18 protein-coding genes are annotated in these 16,602 nt (G+C 63.7%); 9 read left to right on the top strand and 9 right to left on the bottom strand.

Features of this window, described 5'->3' with window-relative positions; translation table 11 throughout:
* Nucleotides 1-14 precede the first annotated feature (14 nt).
* The 3 genes from ntrX (at nucleotide 15) to hflX (ending at nucleotide 3,332) form a co-directional block, all read left to right on the top strand.
* Complete coding sequence (gene ntrX / locus K408_RS0106055) at nucleotides 15-1,385, top strand: nitrogen assimilation response regulator NtrX (protein ID WP_024341777.1); 1,371 nt, start codon at nucleotides 15-17, stop codon at nucleotides 1,383-1,385.
* 310 nt (nucleotides 1,386-1,695) lie between these two features.
* Nucleotides 1,696-1,944 carry an RNA chaperone Hfq gene (gene hfq / locus K408_RS0106050; protein WP_007591126.1) on the top strand — a complete coding sequence of 83 codons (249 nt, stop codon included), beginning with the start codon at nucleotides 1,696-1,698 and terminating at the stop codon, nucleotides 1,942-1,944.
* A gap of 11 nt (nucleotides 1,945-1,955) precedes the next feature.
* A complete protein-coding gene (gene hflX, locus K408_RS0106045) occupies nucleotides 1,956-3,332 on the top strand; it encodes a GTPase HflX (RefSeq protein WP_024341778.1) in 1,377 nt (458 codons plus the stop codon).
* A gap of 92 nt (nucleotides 3,333-3,424) precedes the next feature.
* On the opposite strand, the gene mazG is transcribed toward hflX, so the two are convergent.
* Entirely contained in the window at nucleotides 3,425-4,276 is an 852-nt protein-coding gene (mazG, locus tag K408_RS0106040) for a nucleoside triphosphate pyrophosphohydrolase (protein ID WP_024341779.1), read from the bottom strand.
* 125 nt (nucleotides 4,277-4,401) lie between these two features.
* Here mazG and queC point away from each other — a divergent pair, with 125 nt between their 5' ends.
* Complete coding sequence (queC, locus tag K408_RS0106035; protein WP_024341780.1) at nucleotides 4,402-5,115, top strand: 7-cyano-7-deazaguanine synthase QueC; 714 nt, start codon at nucleotides 4,402-4,404, stop codon at nucleotides 5,113-5,115.
* A gap of 6 nt (nucleotides 5,116-5,121) precedes the next feature.
* On the opposite strand, the gene K408_RS0106030 is transcribed toward queC, so the two are convergent.
* Nucleotides 5,122-7,410 carry a TonB-dependent receptor gene (locus tag K408_RS0106030; RefSeq protein ID WP_230646519.1) on the bottom strand — a complete coding sequence of 763 codons (2,289 nt, stop codon included), beginning with the start codon at nucleotides 7,408-7,410 and terminating at the stop codon, nucleotides 5,122-5,124.
* 25 nt (nucleotides 7,411-7,435) lie between these two features.
* Between K408_RS0106030 and K408_RS42630 the strand changes: the two genes are divergently transcribed.
* The 4 genes from K408_RS42630 to K408_RS0106015 all read left to right on the top strand — a co-directional run bounded on the left by K408_RS42630 (nucleotide 7,436) and on the right by K408_RS0106015 (nucleotide 10,750).
* Nucleotides 7,436-7,687, top strand: a complete 252-nt coding sequence (locus K408_RS42630; RefSeq protein ID WP_162250028.1) for a hypothetical protein — start codon at nucleotides 7,436-7,438, stop codon at nucleotides 7,685-7,687.
* A gap of 134 nt (nucleotides 7,688-7,821) precedes the next feature.
* On the top strand, nucleotides 7,822-8,919 hold the full coding sequence (locus K408_RS0106025) for an ABC transporter substrate-binding protein (RefSeq protein WP_028145814.1): 1,098 nt from the start codon (nucleotides 7,822-7,824) through the stop codon (nucleotides 8,917-8,919).
* A complete protein-coding gene (locus K408_RS0106020) occupies nucleotides 8,919-9,977 on the top strand; it encodes a FecCD family ABC transporter permease (protein WP_029674379.1) in 1,059 nt (352 codons plus the stop codon). Before K408_RS0106025 ends, K408_RS0106020 begins: the two co-directional genes overlap by 1 nt.
* A complete protein-coding gene (locus tag K408_RS0106015) occupies nucleotides 9,974-10,750 on the top strand; it encodes an ABC transporter ATP-binding protein (RefSeq protein WP_024341784.1) in 777 nt (258 codons plus the stop codon). Before K408_RS0106020 ends, K408_RS0106015 begins: the two co-directional genes overlap by 4 nt.
* Nucleotides 10,751-10,752: 2 nt before the next feature.
* Here the strand turns inward: K408_RS0106015 and K408_RS0106010 are convergent, their stop codons facing one another.
* From K408_RS0106010 to nthA, 6 genes are all read right to left on the bottom strand, one after another.
* A complete protein-coding gene (locus K408_RS0106010; protein ID WP_024341785.1) occupies nucleotides 10,753-11,403 on the bottom strand; it encodes a hypothetical protein in 651 nt (216 codons plus the stop codon).
* Nucleotides 11,400-12,002, bottom strand: a complete 603-nt coding sequence (locus tag K408_RS37650; RefSeq protein WP_024341786.1) for a hypothetical protein — start codon at nucleotides 12,000-12,002, stop codon at nucleotides 11,400-11,402. Before K408_RS37650 ends, K408_RS0106010 begins: the two co-directional genes overlap by 4 nt.
* Nucleotides 12,003-12,005: 3 nt before the next feature.
* Nucleotides 12,006-12,497, bottom strand: coding sequence for a hypothetical protein (locus K408_RS0106000; RefSeq protein WP_051160717.1), 492 nt, complete (start codon nucleotides 12,495-12,497; stop codon nucleotides 12,006-12,008).
* A 260-nt stretch (nucleotides 12,498-12,757) separates the two neighbouring features.
* Nucleotides 12,758-13,141 carry a nitrile hydratase accessory protein gene (locus K408_RS0105995; protein ID WP_024341788.1) on the bottom strand — a complete coding sequence of 128 codons (384 nt, stop codon included), beginning with the start codon at nucleotides 13,139-13,141 and terminating at the stop codon, nucleotides 12,758-12,760.
* Nucleotides 13,138-13,797 carry a nitrile hydratase subunit beta gene (gene nthB / locus K408_RS0105990; protein WP_024341789.1) on the bottom strand — a complete coding sequence of 220 codons (660 nt, stop codon included), beginning with the start codon at nucleotides 13,795-13,797 and terminating at the stop codon, nucleotides 13,138-13,140. The genes K408_RS0105995 and nthB overlap by 4 nt, the downstream gene beginning before the upstream one ends.
* On the bottom strand, nucleotides 13,794-14,423 hold the full coding sequence (nthA, locus tag K408_RS0105985) for a nitrile hydratase subunit alpha (RefSeq protein ID WP_024341790.1): 630 nt from the start codon (nucleotides 14,421-14,423) through the stop codon (nucleotides 13,794-13,796). Before nthA ends, nthB begins: the two co-directional genes overlap by 4 nt.
* Nucleotides 14,424-14,541: 118 nt before the next feature.
* Between nthA and K408_RS0105980 the strand changes: the two genes are divergently transcribed.
* Nucleotides 14,542-15,348: an enoyl-CoA hydratase/isomerase family protein gene (locus K408_RS0105980; protein WP_024341791.1), complete on the top strand. Its 807-nt coding sequence runs from the start codon at nucleotides 14,542-14,544 to the stop codon at nucleotides 15,346-15,348.
* Nucleotides 15,349-15,431: 83 nt separating this feature from the next.
* Here K408_RS0105980 and K408_RS0105975 read toward each other — a convergent pair whose 3' ends face one another.
* Nucleotides 15,432-16,421, bottom strand: coding sequence for a helix-turn-helix domain-containing protein (locus tag K408_RS0105975; RefSeq protein ID WP_024341792.1), 990 nt, complete (start codon nucleotides 16,419-16,421; stop codon nucleotides 15,432-15,434).
* Nucleotides 16,422-16,602: the final 181 nt, after the last annotated feature.

Genomic DNA, 16,602 nt, shown 5'->3' with positions numbered 1-16,602 from the left:
GACAGGCGCGATCCATGGCAAGTGAAATTCTGATTGTCGATGATGAGGCCGATATTCGGGATCTCGTTGCGGGCATTCTCGAAGACGAGGGGTTCGTCACGAGGACCGCGCGCGACAGCGACACGGCGCTGGCCGAGATCGCCAATCGTCGGCCGCATCTGGTGTTCCTCGACATATGGCTGCAGGGCTCCAAGCTCGACGGCCTGCAGCTCCTGGAGCAGGTCAAGAAGGACAACGCCGATCTGCCCGTCGTGATGATCTCCGGGCATGGCAACATCGAGACCGCGGTTGCCGCGATCAAGCGCGGCGCTTACGACTTCATCGAGAAGCCGTTCAAGGCCGATCGGCTGATCCTGGTCGCGACCAGAGCGCTGGAAAACTCCCGGCTCAAGCGCGAGGTCAAGGAGCTCAAGCAGCTCGCACCGAGCGCCAGCCAGCTCGTCGGCCGTTCGCCGAGCATGAACCAGCTGCGCCAGACCATCGAGCGCGCGGCCAAGGCGAACAGCCGCATCCTGATCGTCGGCCCTGCCGGCGCCGGCAAGGAATTGACGGCGCGTACGCTGCATGCGGCCTCGGGTCGCGCCGACGGTCCTTTCGTCGTCATCAACGCCGCCGCAATCACGCCAGAGCGGATGGAGCACGAGCTGTTCGGCATCGAGCAGTCCAACGGCGAGCAGCCGCGCAAGCCGGGCGCGCTCGAGGAAGCCCATGGCGGCACGTTGTTCATCGACGAAATCGCAGACATGCCGCGCGAGACCCAGAACAAGATCCTGCGCGTGCTGGTCGAGCAATCATTCCAGCGCGTCGGCGGCACCGCCAAGGTGCAGGTCGATGTGCGCATCATCTCCTCGACCGCGCGCAATCTCGAAGAGGAGATCTCGGCCGGCCGTTTCCGCGAAGATCTCTACCACCGGCTCTCGGTGGTGCCGATCCGCGTGCCCGCGCTGTCGGAGCGACGCGAGGACATTCCGGAACTGATCGACTACTTCATGGAGCAGATCTCCGCCGGCAGCGGCCTGCCCAAGCGTCAGATTGGGCAGGATGCGATGGCGGTGCTGCAATCCCATGTCTGGCCCGGCAACGTGCGTCAGCTCCGCAACAACGTCGAGAGAGTCATGATTTTGGCGGCTGGCGGACCTGAGGTGATCATCACGGCCGACATGTTGCCGCAGGATGTCGGCTCCATGGTGCCGGCAATGCCGACCAGCAACAACGGCGAGCACATCATGGGCTTGCCGCTGCGCGAGGCCCGCGAAGTGTTCGAGCGCGACTATCTGATCGCCCAGATCAGCCGTTTCTCAGGAAATATTTCTCGTACGGCTGAGTTCGTTGGCATGGAACGGTCGGCGCTCCACCGGAAATTGAAGGCCCTCGGTGTGGGCTAGGCGTTATTCCCGCCGGAGTGGAGGCCGGTCCCCGTCGAAGAAGGCGCGGTAAAACAATGGCCTAGCGCGCGACCCTGCTGCCGCGCGTCAGGGATGAGCGAGGAGAACCGTCGATTTCCGTAGTTTTCCGGGACAATAGGGGTGGCCTGCCGCGTGAAGCAGCTTGCCTAATATCCCGACCTGTCCTCTAATCGAAACGCTGTTCCTTCCGAGGGGGATCTCATGAGGGAGCGGCACCGGGAGAGGCCCCGACGTCACAAGAGGGCAGCAACCGGCGCAATAAAAAGAAACTCAAAGCGAGAAAAAAACAATGGCGGCAGACCGCGCACAAAACCTACAGGACACCTTCCTTAATCACGTTCGCAAAACCAAGACGCCACTGACGATCTTTCTGGTCAACGGAGTGAAGCTCCAGGGCATCGTGACCTGGTTCGACAATTTCTGCTTGCTGCTTCGGCGCGACGGTCACTCGCAGCTCGTCTACAAGCATGCGATCTCGACCATCATGCCGGGCGCTCCGATCCAGTTGTTCGAAGGCGGTGAGGATCAGCCGGCTTGAGAGTGATCTGATTGGAACCCCGGAATTTCGGCGGGGATGCCGACCGGCCGCGGTCGGCAGGGGCTCATACGGGACGGGTGCTTGTCATCGGCCCCTACCTGAGAGTGCGTGGGGGTGGTGCCGACGCGCAATCGGAAAGCCATGCGATGCGCGATGTGGAGGCGCGGCTTGACGAGGCTGCGGGCCTCGCCCGCGCGATCGATCTTGTCGTTGCAGATGCCATCATAGCGCCGGTCGGCCAGATCCGGCCCGCGACCTATATCGGCAAGGGCAAGGTCGAGGAAATCGCCGGGCTGATCAAGACGCTGGAGGTCGAGCTCGTGGTGATGGATTGCGCACTGTCGCCGATCCAGCAGCGCAACCTCGAGAAGGAATGGCAAGCCAAGGTGCTCGACCGTACCGGGCTCATTCTGGAAATCTTCGGCCGCCGCGCCAAGACCAGAGAAGGCTCGCTCCAGGTGGAGCTTGCGCACCTCAACTATCAGCGCTCGCGCCTGGTGCGCTCGTGGACCCATCTCGAACGCCAACGCGGCGGGTTCGGCTTCATGGGCGGCCCCGGCGAGACGCAGATCGAAGCGGACCGCCGCCTGATCCAGGAGCGCATCTCCAAGCTCGAGAGCGAACTGAAGAAGGTGCAGGCGACGCGGCGTCTGCATCGCGCCGGCCGCCAACGCGTGCCGTATCGCGTGGTCGCGCTGGTTGGCTACACCAATGCCGGCAAGTCGACGCTGTTCAACCGTCTGACCCGCGCCGACGTTCAGGCCGCCGACATGCTGTTCGCGACGCTCGATCCGACCTTGCGTGCGCTCAACCTGCCGCATGGCGGCAAGGCGATGCTGTCGGATACTGTGGGCTTCATCTCCAACCTGCCGACCCAGCTCGTCGCCGCTTTCCGTGCCACACTGGAAGAGGTGCTCGAAGCCGACGTCATCCTGCATGTGCGCGACATCTCTCATGAAGATGCCGAAGCCCAGCAGAGCGACGTCGATGCCGTGCTGCGCCAGCTCGGCATCAACCCCGACGATTCCGGCCGCATCATCGAGGTCTGGAACAAGATCGACCGTTTCGCCCCTGAGCAGCGCGAAGAATTGCTCAATATCGCCGCGCGCAGGCCGGAGGATCATCCGGCGATGCTGGTTTCGGCCGTGTCGGGCGAGGGCATCGACGCGCTGCTCGCCGCGATCGAGCAACGCCTCGCGGCCAAGCGTACGACGCTCGATCTGTCCATCGATGCCACCGACGGCGCCGGCATCAGCTGGCTGCATCGCAATGCCGAGGTGCTGTCGAAGGAGCTGCACGACGGCCGCTTCGACATGACGGTGCGGGTGGATGAGACCAAGCGGGACATCGTCGTGTCGCGGTTCGACGCCGTGCCGCACGCGACATAGGTCCCGCCGCGAGCTGCGCACTGCTGCTGAACGGTGCTGTCCTGCCGGGTCCTGCGCGCGACTGAGGCGCGCTTGGCGCAGACGCCGTGCCGTTAGCGGCGGGCCCGATTGCGCTCCTCTGACGCTGTCTCCTCACCCTTCGCCGCATTCCACAGCGCGTCCATCTCCTCAAGCGACGCCTGCTCGAGCGTCCGGCCCTGCGCCTCAAGCGCGCGTTCGATATAGGCAAAGCGCCGCTCGAATTTTGCGTTAGTGGCACGCAGCGCAGCTTCCGGATCGGCATCGACATGGCGGGCGAGGTTGACCAGGGCGAACATGAGGTCGCCAGTTTCCTCTGCCAGCTCCTGCTTGTCGTTGCGATCCAGCGCCGCTTCGATCTCGTTTGCCTCCTCGCGGATCTTTTGCAGCACCGCACGCGGATCGTTCCAGTCGAAGCCGACGGTGGAGGCTTTGCGCTGCAGCTCCATTGCGCGGGTGAGTGCCGGCTGGCCGGCCTTCACGCCCGACAGCAGCGATTTATGCCCGGCCGCGTCTTCCGGCGGTCGGCGCGCAGCGCGCTCGGCCTTCTCTTCGGCCTTGATGCGGTCCCAGACTTCCTTGACGTGGGAGGGCGCGAGATTGCCGTCCTTGTCGGCGAAGACGTGGGGATGACGCCGGATCATCTTGCGTGTGATGGCCTCGACGACGTCTCCAAAAGCAAATGCGTTCTGCTCGGACGCCATCTGGGCGTGAAACACGACCTGGAGCAGGAGGTCGCCGAGCTCCTCTCTGAGATCGTCGAGATCGCCGCGGGTGATGGCGTCCACCACCTCATAGGCTTCCTCGATCGTGTAGGGTGCGATGGTCGCAAAATCCTGCTCGAGGTCCCAGGGGCAGCCGGTCACCGGCGTGCGCAGCGCCGCCATGATCTCGATCAGGCGGGAAATGTCGCGGGAAGGGGTCATTGCGGGGTGGTCTCCTGGGTCCAGAGCCTTATGCCAAAAGCGGGCCGCCGTTCCCAGCGCAGGCGCGCGGAACGGGCCGATTTCCACGGATTGGCGGGCAAGTCGCGCAATGCTAAAGCGCGGGCATGAGTGACGCATTTTCCTCCGAAACCGCGCTGGTGCTGTTCTCCGGCGGCCAGGATTCCACCACCTGCCTCGCCTGGGCCTTGAGCCGCTTTGCGGGGGTCGAGACGCTGGGGTTCGAGTACGGCCAGCGCCACGCTATCGAGCTTGCCTGCCGTGACCGGCTGTTCGACGGCATCAAGGGGCTGCGGGCCGATTGGGCCGCAAAGCTGGGCGAGAGCCACACGCTGTCGATTCCGACGCTGGCGGCCGTGTCCGACACGGCGCTGACCCGCGACGTCGCGATCGCAATGGGCGCGGACGGCCTACCCAACACTTTCGTGCCCGGCCGCAACCTTGTGTTCCTGACGTTTGCGGCAGCGCTGGCCTACCGGCGCGGCATCACGCACATCGTCGGCGGCATGTGCGAGACCGATTATTCCGGTTATCCCGACTGCCGCGATGAGACCATCCGCGCCATGCAGGTCGCGCTCTCGCTCGGCATGGCGCGCAACTTCGAGCTGCATACGCCGTTAATGTGGATCGACAAGGCCGCGACTTGGCAGCTCGCGCAGGATCTTGGCGGCGACGGCCTCGTCGATCTCATCCGCGAGCACTCCCACACCTGCTATCTCGGCGAACGCGGCGCGCAGCACGACTGGGGCTATGGCTGCGGGGAGTGCCCGGCGTGCAGCCTGCGGGCGAAGGGATGGCGGGAGTTTGTGGCGGGCAGATGATGCCCGCTAGAAGGTGTGCTGCACTTTCACTGAGATGTTGCGGCCGGTCTCCACCAAAGGGTTTGTGAAGCTCCGCGGATAGGAGCGATTCACGAACGTCGATGCGTCGACATAAGCCGTATTGAAGATGTTCTCCACGCCGAGGATCAGCTTGGTATCGCCGAGTTGAGGGGATACCAGCTTGCCCAGTTGAAGCGTCGCATAGAGCTTGGGAATGGCGTAGCCCGAGGTCGTATATTCCTGCGCCGGATCGATCCGGGTCTTGCTGGCGGCCCAATCGATCACGCCAAGGATCGAGTAGGCGCCGCTCGGGTCCGCGTATTGTATCCCGACCCGCCCGCGATACGGGGCGAGAAAGGGCAGCGGCTTGTCCGTCACCGTGTTGGTGCCGCGCAGCTGGGCAAAATTCGTGAACAGGTTGACGGCCGGCGTCACTTGCCAGCGCGCTTCCACCTCGACGCCGGTCACCTCGGCCTTGCCGACGTTCTGTGACTGGGTGTATCCGCCGACGCCGTTGAGCGTTACTGCGACCGTTTGAAGAAAGTTCTCGTAGTGCGTATCGAACGCAGTGACCTTGAGCTCCGCATTGGTCGTATGAAAGCGTGCGCCTCCTTCATACGTCACGCCGCTCTCCGGCTTCAGGTTCGGATTGGGGAGCTGGGTGGCCGTCACAGCAAACAGCTCGGAATTCGTCGGCTGGCGGAACGAGGTCGCCACGTTGCCGAGCAGGTCGACGTTTGGCAGGACGGCGTAGACGAATCCGAGGCTGCCGGTCGGAGCCGTTTGATCCACGTTGGTCTTGCTTGCGTATACCGCTCTGACATTTGCAGGAATGGTCGAGGCGAGCGGCGAGGTATCAGTTGTCGTGTTGAACCAGTCGAAACGGCCGCCTGCCGAAAGCGTCAGCGGCTGAATCGGCTTCCATTCATGCAGGACGAACGCGCCGACGTTGGATTGCGTCGTGTCGGGGCCTTGCTTGGTGTAAGGAGAAATCACGTCGCTTGTCACGACCCCCGTCGTTCCGTTGCGGGTGATGGTCTCGGACGTCGACTCGCTGCCCGGCCGTGCTTCCCGGAAGCCATCGAGGCCGAGCGTCGTCTTCGTTGCGCCCCAAGGACCGAGCCAGGGAATTTCAGCCAGTGAGCGCCCGCCGATCACCAGCGGACCGATGACATGGCTGGTGGACCTGACAGTCTTCGTGGCGATGCCCGCGGCGTTGATCGTATTGTTGATCGTCGACAGCTTCGTATCGAAATAGTTGACGTAGAAGGATGTCTCGACGTGCTTCACCAGGCCGTCGAGCTCGCCGGTATAGGCGATGCGCGCCGAATGCACCTGATTGGGATCCTGTCGGACCTGCAGGTATGGCGCGCCCGGCGCTCCGCCGACACCGCCGGCGCGCCCGTCCACCTCGCTGTAGGAGCGCAACGAAAGCTCGAGCCTCTGGCCGATATCGGGCGTGTAGCCGAGCTTGATGTTGCCGCCGACACTCTGATAGTCGCTGTTCGGCACCGTTCCGAGCGCAGTCTGATAGTCGCTACCCCAGCGGCCGGCAAAACCGCCGATGAAATCGAAACCCTGTCCGGCGCCCTTGACCCAATCATAGGTGCTGAACGAGTTGGCGACGCTGCCGTAACCAGCTGACCAGCCGCCGCCCGTGAACCGGAACGGCCCCGACGTGTCGCCGCTGTACGATCGGGTCACGACGTTGACCAGCCCGGTCAGCGCCTCGCTGCCGTAGACGACGGAGCCTGGACCGCGGATGACCTCCACGCGCTCGACTTCATCAGGGGCAAGATAGTTGAGCTGCAGCGTATTGCGGCCGCGGAAGCGATCGCCGTCGATGAACAGGGGTGAGCGGAAGTTGTTTGACGAGAACCCTCGCAAGTAGATCTGGCCGCCGATGCCACCGGAGCGGGCGATCGATATCCCCGGGACAGAGGCAAGCACATCGAGCAGACCAGTTGGCGACGTCGCCTCGATCTGCGCTCGGTCGACAACCGAAATGCTCTGCGTCGGCGGATGAGGAATGCCCGGTTGCGGCAGCCTGCCGCCCATCGGCTTCAGGGAATCGCTGTTCGTGCCTTCGGGAGCCGCTGCCGTGGCTTGCCGGCCTTGCGCCGGCTGAACGGCGGGTGATTGAGTTTGCCGCGTCGCACGCGCCGTGCTCTGCCGTCTCGTGCGGCGCGGCGTCGCCGGCTTTCCAGCCTCGACTGTCACGGCCGGCAGCACGGATTGCTGAGATGAGCCGCTCGCGGTCTGGGCTTCGGCGATCACGCTCGATGCCGCGGTCACGACACAGGCAAATCCGAAGCTCAGTTTGCAGGTCGACGAAAAGATCCAGCTCCTTTTGCAATCAAGCGCGGTCCTCAACAACATCAGCGATATCCCTCAGCATTCCCTCAGCCTCGGGGTCCTTATCGTGTTGCAGGCGCGTGAGCCATGGTCCGCAGACGAGTTTCGAGTTATTCAAATTGCGGCGTCTGCGATGCTCATCGCGCAAGCGGTCGATGCACGCAATTCGATCACGCATCGTCGTGGTCGAGCGGCGCCTACTCGTTCTTTTGAATAATTCCAGTTCTGCAGATCGCCACTTGCAGCGCGGGACGAACATTTTGGTTTTGCGTTTTCCTCTCATGGCACTATGTAGCCATGTCGCGGCGCCGCGCAGATCCTCGCTGGCGCCCCCCGAGGTTCTCGAATTTCATGCTGCCGTCGTTGCGCTGGGGAAGATCATTGCTGGGCTTGGGGGGGAGCTTCGTGATTGCGCTCGGCGCATTCAGCTCGGCTCATGCGATTGATCTGACTGACCAGCGCAATCGCAGTATCTCATTCAGCCGACTGCCGGAACGTCTGGTCATCATCCCGATTCCGGCGCCCTCGACCTTCATGGCGATCGATGGCAGCGAGAGGAAGATCGTCGGCATGAACGAATACGCCGCACGCGCGATGCAGGAGGGCATTTCCGGAAAGCTGTTTCCAGGCTTCAAGCAAATTCAAACGGGCGTGACGACCGGGGGAGACGCCTCGAATTTCGCTCCAAATGTGGAGGCGATCCTCGCATTGCGACCGGATGCCATTTTCCAATGGGCCAACAGCAACGAAGTCATCGGGCCATTGGATCGAACCGGAATACCCGTCGTCGGAATGCGTGTGGGCTCGTTCGAGAATTACGTCGCGTACGTGAGGCTGATGGGGAAGATCGCGGGCAGGGAAGAAAGGGCCGCCGAACTTCTCGGCAAGCAGGAAGAGATACGTCAGTCCCTGGCATCGCGCTTTGCCGATCTATCATCGACCCAGCGGCCACGCGTACTCTACTTCAATCGCGCGACCAACATGCTGCGCGTCAGCGGCCAAGGCACGGCGCAGGATCTCGCCATCCAATTGGCCGGCGGACAGAACGCGATCGGTAGCACGCCTTCAATCAGCACCGTGACCATCGAACAGATCCTGGCGTGGAATCCGCAGGTCATCCTGCTCGGAAACTTCGATTCAGCGATGCCGTCCGATCTCTACAGCGACCCGCGCTGGCAGGGCGTCGATGCGGTTCGGGCTCGTCGCGTCTATCGCGTTCCGCTGGGCGGTTACCGCTGGGATCCGCCAAGTCACGAGTCGGCCCTTGGCTGGCTCTGGTTGGCGGGTCTGCTGCATCCTGAGCGTGGGCAGGTGGACATTCGTAGGTCGGTGAGGGACTGGTTTGGCTTTCTCTATGCCTACGATCCGACGGACGAGGAGTTGGACCGCATCCTATTTCTGCAGGAAAACGCGGGCTCGGCCGGCTACGAAGCATATCGGGCTCATTGATGGACAGCGCTGTCTCACGATCGGCGACACGGGCCCAATCGTCAGGTGAACGATCCTACGGCCTGCTCTGCGTTGGGCTCGTTGCGAGCTTGGTCCTCGTCTTGCTGTGGTCGGTCGCATCGGGACGGTATCAGGTCCCGTTCGACACGGTCCTGTCGATCATCCTGTCTCACCTGGTCGCCGTCAAAGTGACATGGACGACCACCGAGTCCGTGGTGGTCGAAACGGTGAGGCTGCCGCGCGTGCTCACCGCCGCCATCGCAGGCGCCGGTCTGTCACTCTGCGGCGCGGTGCTCCAGGCCATCTTCCGCAATCCGCTCGTCGGCCCGCAGACGATCGGGGCATCCTCCGGTGCCGCCCTCGGGGGCGTCACCGTCATCTATCTGGTCGGGTTCGGACCACTCGTCCAGGTCGGAGCGTTTGGCGGAGCCGCCCTGGCGCTCTTGGCGGTGCTTGCGTTTCATCGCAGCGACAATCTCTCGCCGATCCTTACGCTCGTTCTCGCGGGGGTGGTCGTCAGCGCGTTCTGCAGCGCGCTGGTCGGACTCGTGACTTACCTCGCCGATCCCGAGACGACATTGCAGGTGATCGTATTCTGGCTGTTAGGCAGCTTTGCATCTTCGACTTGGCCGCAATTCGGCTTGATTGCATTCTGCACCACGCTCGCAGCCATCGTTCTCATTGGGATGCGGTGGCGCGTGAACGTTCTTTCGCTTGGAGACGACGAGGCCCGAACCCTCGGCGTCAATCCGGCTCGGGACCGATTGATCCTGCTTGCCGCGGCGTGTCTTGCGATCTCGTCCCAGGTTGCGGTCAGCGGCACCATCGGCTGGGTGGGTCTCATCATTCCCAACCTGGCGCGCATGATGGTCGGGGCAGACAACCGCCGGCTTCTGCCGGTATCGACGGTTCTTGGCGCCATCTTTCTGGTTGTGGCGGACACGCTGGCGCGGTCGCTCACGCCGGCGGAGATTCCGGTCGGAATCATCACGGCCCTGGTCGGCACCCCGATTTTTGCGCTGCTTCTTCGGCGCACCACGAAGAGTGGCGCGGCATGATCCAAATCGAGAATGCAGGCCACAGCTACGGGTCCGGGCAGTGGCTCTTTCGTGGACTGTCGGCGACCTTTCCCGCCGGCAAGATCGCAGCGATCCTCGGGCCCAATGGCTGTGGCAAGACCACCCTGCTGAGGGCGATCAGCGGGACGCTGAGGCTCAAGGAAGGAATCGTCGCCATCGACGGCCACGTGGGTTTCGTTCCGCAGGCACTGACGGCGGATCAGTCCTATAGCGCGGCGGACATGGTTCTGCTCGGTCGAAGCCGCTACCTCGGCAGGTTCAGCTCACCGAACCGCAAGGACCGGGAGCGCGCCTATGCATGTCTCGAGGAGGTCGGCCTCACGGCGCTCGCGCAGCAGCGTTATGACCGGCTCAGCGGCGGGCAGCGACAGCTTGTCTTGCTGGCCCGCGCACTGGCTAGCGACTGCAAGGTGCTGGTGCTGGACGAGCCTGCGTCGGCGCTCGACATCGCCAACCAGGGCGTCGTTCTTCGTCTGCTCCTTCGCCTTGCAAGCTCATTAGGCTTGACCGTACTGTTCACGACGCATCACCCCGACCACGCGATCGGCATCGCCCATACGACGTTGCTGATGCAGCGGGATGCCACCCACATTGCGGGCCGCACCGAGGTGGTGCTGACGGAAGGCAATCTCGCCCGGATGTATGGCGTGCCGGTGCGCCGCGTGGATGTTCATGCGGACGAAGAGACGGCATCGGCGATCGTGCCGCTGCACGGCTTGCGAGGCAGAGTGCCGGATCTGGCGGCGCGTTGAGATCAGACGTCGCTGGAATAAGCTCGGAGAGCGGCCTTCGCCCTGGCCCAGGGCAGGAAGCCGTCGAGAAGCTTCGTGGCTGCGGGCATGAAGTTGCTGCCGTGATGATAGAATGGATCCAGCGTCGAGACGAGCATGCTGCCGGGCAGGGTGACGCGATCCTCGTAGAGCAACGCGCCGCCGCTGTCGCGGCCCTGCGGATCGGCCGGAACGTCGATCAACGCCCGGGCCCCCGCAGGCGGAGTTAGCACGCCGTGAAAGTGCCATATCGTATGTTCGAATGGCACCGCCTGGAAGAACTCGTGCTCGGACGCCAGCAGACGGTTCGGCGGACGCGCGTCTTTGTCGAGCCACCACCAGAAATTGGTTGGCCGTGGCGCCCACGTGACGCCCGGCAACCATGTGTCAGCACGATTTTCGCCGAACACGGCCAGCGTGTGCCCGGCTTTTGCAAAATCGATCAAAACGTCGCGCTTGGTGCGAAGAATATTCGGATTGACACGATCCGGAACGATCAGGAATGTGACGCCGACCAAGGCATCAGCCGTGAGCTCGGGGGCATAGATGGTCTTGTCGAACAGCTCTCGATAGCGCTGACCGTGGATTGCCGCGTGATGATAAAACGTGCCGCCGTCAAGGATCGCCAGGCTCATTGAACGTCTCGCTCTCCTGCGACCCATTGCATGATCCGGGAAGCCAGTTGCTTGTCCTCGCCGCCAAAGGTCCAGAGGTCGTTTCCCCCATGGAAAAGCACGTGACCGCGACCGACGGGATAGATGAAGTCCAGCGGCATGTCCGGCTTGCCAAGCGCATGGATGATTTGCGCATCCGGCGGCGCCTCGTGCCAGACCCGTCCATAGAACCCGGACACGCCGCGGCGGAAGGTCAGATCGCGCGGATCGATGCCGTGCCAGATGGGATGATCGGTGAGGCGCAGCACGGTGATGTCGCTGAGCCTGTAATGGTGAATGGTGTGAAAGCCTGCCATGCGCGGAAGATAGGAATAGGCATGATGACCGTTGGCGACGACGACGCCGCCGCGAACCAGGAATTGCTCGATCTGGAGCGCGCGAGCCGCCAGGAAGCGCTGATCGCTATGCATGCTCACGAAGAGGACGCTGAAATCGTTCAGGTCGATCCCGGGCAGCGAATAGATGTCGCGGAGCAGAATTTCCGGCGCCGTTCCTGCGCTGGTCAAAGCATGCAGCGACCCGTCCTCGTAGCCAAAGCTGAGCGCAAGTCCCGGCTTCATCTTTCAGCTCACCCGCATCGTGAAGAGGGTGTCTGGCTCCTTGGCGAGCACATCCTGCGCAACGGCACGCTTCAATGCGCTCAGCTCACGCTCCTGCTCTGTTGTGCGATCCCTGGTGAACACGAGCTCGAAAAACCGCCCGGGCAGAACGCCCGGCCGCAACGCCATCTCGACGGTGCGTTCACCCAGCGTAATTCGAAAGCTGTACGAAATGGCGTGGCCCGCTACGAATCTCGCATCGGGCAGCGAGCGGTCTACGACATAAGCTCCGCGGGTCACGGCGCGGGTGATGACCTCGAAGGCGTCGCGCACACCGGGGCCAGGGTGTCCGCTCACGATGCTGATGTCGCGTCGTGCCGGCACAGCTTGCGGCGACAGCAAGGCGAACGCGGCACGCTGCGCCTGGAATACGATCGCGGCCATGGCGAGCGCGGATTGGCCATGATAGGCGGCCACCATCGGAAAGCCGATCTCGATGGGCTCCTCCTCGGCCAAGATGGTAATCGTAGGTCCTTGCTGAATTGGCGCGCTCACGGGGTCCCCACGGCGAAACGGCTGTTACGCGCATCGGTTATCTCGTGCGTTTGCCCGAGGTCAACAGGCCCAGCTTAGATTCAGTTCAAAGCGCGAGCAGGCGGAATGGCTCTTCCGCGTGCAGGGATGCAAGTGCGTGAGGAATGACCGTTTTGCTGCTCGAATGATCGCGCCCGCGGTTGGGCAATATCGCGCTCGACCCGCATGCACGCTTCGGTCGGTTAGCGGAAATCCTCCGGCTGCAGCTCGATCGGCTTGCCGTGCGGGGTCCGATCGGCGGCGTGGTCCCAGGCGTCGCGATAGCGGTGCAGTGTTTCCGTCGAGGCGACACCCTTGCGCGCAACAAGACCTTCAAGCGTGGCGAGCCAATGCAGGTAGTAGGTCTCACCCGTATCAGGATCGCCCGCCGCCTGGGCACGCTTGATCTCGTCAGCGAGTGCTGCGGCCCATTCCGGCCAGGTGAACACGCCGCGCTCATGAAGCGTCAAGGCCATCGCGAACGCATGCGCTTCCCAAGGCGCGCGGAACACCGGGCCTTCATCGTCGCGGGGAATGCTGGGGATCGCCGCCGTCGCCGCGGCGGCGGCTTGTGTGCTGCTGTTCATGCGGGGTCCAGATAGGGCTCGAACGCGTCGATCGAGACCTTCGTGGTTGGATCACCGTCAGGGCCCCAGAGATCGCGGCCCTCGAACACCACGGTGTAGAGCCATTGCGGATTCTCGCCGCGCTCCATCGCGGCCGTGTCAGGAAAGACGTGGCAGCCGTGGTTGAGCTCGACGACTCCGACATGGCCGCGCACGTATCGGGGCAGCCGCGTGTGCGTCGTCGGATGGATGTTCTTCGCGCGCACACGGTCGCCGATGCTGAATTTCGCCGGTGCCGGAGCAGGACGGTCGAACTTGCCCCGCACCATCACGCGCTCGACATTGGCGAGATCGAACCTGCCGTGCTTGAGCGCCTTTCCAGGCTGCATCGCATGGCCGGCGGCGACCTCCTCGCGGGTGAGGTAGCCTTTGTCGATCAGCATCTCCTCCAGCCCGAGAAACCACTTCTTGTAGTACGAGCTCGACAGGTAGACGTGCGGTGGCAAGGTCTCGCGATAAAAACGCGAGGTGTCGATGTTGAAGGCGCCGGCTGCGCCCATTGCGCGCACCATGGCCAGCACGCGAGACTCCCACTGCTCGTGAAACATCGGCTCGTTGGCTTCGGGCTCGACCTTGCCGAACCCGTCCATGCCGCCCATGTCGTGCACGCCGTTCATGATGGCGCTCCGGGCTTTCGCGGCAAGCCGGTGCCGATCATGGAATCGCGTGTGACGAGCCCGGCGAGTTGCTCTTCGCTCCAGCCCTCGGTGCCTTCGGGGCGCATCGGCAGCACCAGGAAGCGCGTCTCCGCAGTGGAATCCCATACCCGGATTTCCGTGTCCTTCGGCAAGGCGACGCCGAAATCGGCGAGCACCCCGCGCGGGTCCTTCACGGCGCGTGAGCGGTAGGGCGCGGCCTTGTACCAGACCGGCGGCAGCCCCAGCATTTCCCAGGGATAGCAGGAGCACAACGTGCACACGACCATGTTGTGGCGTCCAGGCGTGTTCTCGACGACGACGAGATGGTCGCCGACGCGGCTGACATGGCCCAGCGTGCCGATCGCCTTGCTGCCGTCGTCCAGCAACGCCTTCTTGAAGGTTGGATCTGTCCAGGCCTTGGCAACGACGCGGGCGCCATTATGCGGGCCGATCTTGGTCTCGTAGGCCTGGATGATGGCATCGAGCGCGGCCGGCTCGACATAGCCTTTTTCGGTCAGGATCGTCTCGAGCGCGCGCACGCGCAGCTCGGTCTCCGACAGCTCGGAATGGTCGTGATCGTGATGATGTTCGTGCTCGTGGCTCATGGGCGGAAGGATAGGCGCAATGGTCCCTGCCTGTCGAGTATTCGTTGCAGCGCAATCGGGCCTGTATTCGCAGCCAAGCTTCTGCGCTAGTATCGCCGCAGACGGGGTGGAGACGATGGTGACGGACTACGTGAAGATCGAGAAGGGCCTTGGGCCTGAGGGACGGATTGCGGTGGTGCGCTTCGACCGCGGCGACGGCATCAACGCGCTCTCGCCGGAAGCGTTGCGCCAGCTCACCGCGGCGGCGCGCAGCTTCGAGGACGACGCGGCGACCTCCGTCGTGGTGCTGACCGGCAGCACGAGCACATTCAGCGCCGGGTTCGACCTCAAGGACGCAGAGGGACGTTCGCGCAAGGACATGGATCTCGGCACGCTGCGGCGGCATCTCAAGCTCGGGCCGCGCTTGACGCAAGCCTGGCAGGAAATGGAGCAGATCACGATCGCGGCGATCGAGGGCTTTTGCGTTGGTGGCGGCGTCGCGCTGGCCGTGGCACTCGATTTCCGCATCATGGGCCGCGATGCGCATCTGCGCGTGCCCGAGATCGGGCTCGGCATGAACATGAGCTGGCAGAGCATCCCGCGCATGCTGCATCTGATCGGACCGGCCCGCACCAAGCAGGCGGTGATCCTGGCCGACCAGCGGATCAGCGCGGACGAGGCTCATGAATGGGGCTTGGTGGAGCAGGTGACCGAACCCGGCCACGCGTTCGACGCCGCCATGGAGCTTGCCCGGAAAGTCGCCGCACAGCCGCCGCTCTCGGTCGCAATGACGAAACTCACCGTGAACCGGCTCGCGCACGCGTTGGACGATCTCGCCAGCCACATGGACATCGATCAGTTCGCACTCGCGAGTCTCAGCGAGGACCACAAGGAAGGCGTCGAGGCCTTCCTGGCCCGCCGCAAGCCGCGCTTCAGGGGGCGCTAGAACCACTCAGAGCCCGTGAAGGCGTTCCTGGAAACTCGCTTCAAGGAACTGTCTGCCGACCTGGTAGAGGCGAGCGGTGCGCCTCAAGGCGCCAGTCTGGTGCGCCGCAGCGTCTCCGATGGCAGCTCGGAGAAATGGCGCTTGTAGTCGAGCGAGAACTGGCTGAAGTGCCAGAAGCCGTGCCGTACGGCGACGTCGTAAACGGAGGCGCCCGTGCCGGCGGCGCGCTTCAGATCACGCCGCACGCGGTTCAGCCGCATCGCGCGCCAATAGTGCATCGGGCTCGTGCCCAACACCTCCTGGAAGCAATAGCCGAGCTTGCGCGGGCTGGCGCCGACCGCCTTGCAGACCTCCAGCAGCGAGAGCGTACGCTCGCCGCTGCCATGCATCAGCGCCCGGGCACGTTCCACGGTGCGCTTGCGCGCCGCCGCGCTGCGGCCGGAATCGTTCGCGCGTGCGGTCGGCAGCATGTCCATGATCTCGACGAGGAGGGCGTCTTCGAGCCCCGCGCGGACGGCCGGTTGGTCGAATCGTTCGGGCGTGGTCGTGATGGTGTCGTGAATGGCCGCAAGGTGGGCTCGCAATCGCGCGACCGGCGCCTGTGCCATTTCGATCACCCGCAGCTGATGCCAGACCACGCGCGGCAGCTCGATATCGAGCCGGGCGGCGAGTTCCTCGATCAGCGCCGCGCTGGCGACGACGCCGCGCAGCTCGAACGACTTCGGCGTGCAGATGTCGATTTCGGCGTCGATGCAGGCGATGACCTGGGCGCCTGCAACGCTGGCGCCGTTGCAATTGATCTCACCGTCACCCTGCCACGGCAGAGCAATACCAAAGCAGCCGTCGCCCAGCAGACCGTGTTGGCGGACCTGCTGACTGGTGATCTCACGAAAGACGTCGAGTCGCGGCAGGGAGAGCTGGGTAAAGCTGCCCCTGAAGGCGCCGGCGCTGATCTGGTCGTAGCTCAGCCGCCAGCCTCCGAGCGAAGCGCAATGCTCGTCGACATCGCTACTGCTCGCCTGAAGCAGACTGGCGCCCGAGTCTTGAATCGGAAGAATTGCGCTTAAGGGCATGACAACACTGGAAATTTGCCATCCGGCACCTGGCAGGGAACCACGCCAGACTGGCACGGCCACGGGCGCTGTCCAGCAAAATATTGCCGGATCTCGATAACGCCTGCCGCGACCTTCAATGCACTCTCCGTTGGCGGCCGTTCCCGACATCGGGGTCGGGGCCGCTTTGCGGAGGATCGAG

The organism is Bradyrhizobium sp. in8p8, from assembly GCF_000426845.1.
GTDB lineage: Bacteria > Pseudomonadota > Alphaproteobacteria > Rhizobiales > Xanthobacteraceae > Bradyrhizobium > Bradyrhizobium japonicum_C.
The sequence above is the reverse complement of the archived record's forward strand: the minus strand, read 5'-3'. Positions and strand labels throughout refer to the sequence as shown.

Bases quoted from the DNA above. Each gene is read 5' to 3' on its own strand.
- ntrX (WP_024341777.1), top strand. From the start codon at position 15: ATGGCAAGTGAAATTCTGATTGTCGATGATGAGGCCGATATTCGGGAT.
- hfq (WP_007591126.1), top strand. From the start codon at position 1,696: ATGGCGGCAGACCGCGCACAAAACCTACAGGACACCTTCCTTAATCAC.
- mazG (WP_024341779.1), bottom strand. From the start codon at position 4,276: ATGACCCCTTCCCGCGACATTTCCCGCCTGATCGAGATCATGGCGGCG.
- queC (WP_024341780.1), top strand. From the start codon at position 4,402: ATGAGTGACGCATTTTCCTCCGAAACCGCGCTGGTGCTGTTCTCCGGC.
- K408_RS0106025 (WP_028145814.1), top strand. From the start codon at position 7,822: ATGCTGCCGTCGTTGCGCTGGGGAAGATCATTGCTGGGCTTGGGGGGG.
- K408_RS0106020 (WP_029674379.1), top strand. From the start codon at position 8,919: ATGGACAGCGCTGTCTCACGATCGGCGACACGGGCCCAATCGTCAGGT.
- K408_RS0106015 (WP_024341784.1), top strand. From the start codon at position 9,974: ATGATCCAAATCGAGAATGCAGGCCACAGCTACGGGTCCGGGCAGTGG.
- K408_RS0106010 (WP_024341785.1), bottom strand. From the start codon at position 11,403: ATGAGCCTGGCGATCCTTGACGGCGGCACGTTTTATCATCACGCGGCA.
- K408_RS37650 (WP_024341786.1), bottom strand. From the start codon at position 12,002: ATGAAGCCGGGACTTGCGCTCAGCTTTGGCTACGAGGACGGGTCGCTG.
- K408_RS0105995 (WP_024341788.1), bottom strand. From the start codon at position 13,141: ATGAACAGCAGCACACAAGCCGCCGCCGCGGCGACGGCGGCGATCCCC.
- nthB (WP_024341789.1), bottom strand. From the start codon at position 13,797: ATGAACGGCGTGCACGACATGGGCGGCATGGACGGGTTCGGCAAGGTC.
- nthA (WP_024341790.1), bottom strand. From the start codon at position 14,423: ATGAGCCACGAGCACGAACATCATCACGATCACGACCATTCCGAGCTG.
- K408_RS0105975 (WP_024341792.1), bottom strand. From the start codon at position 16,421: ATGCCCTTAAGCGCAATTCTTCCGATTCAAGACTCGGGCGCCAGTCTG.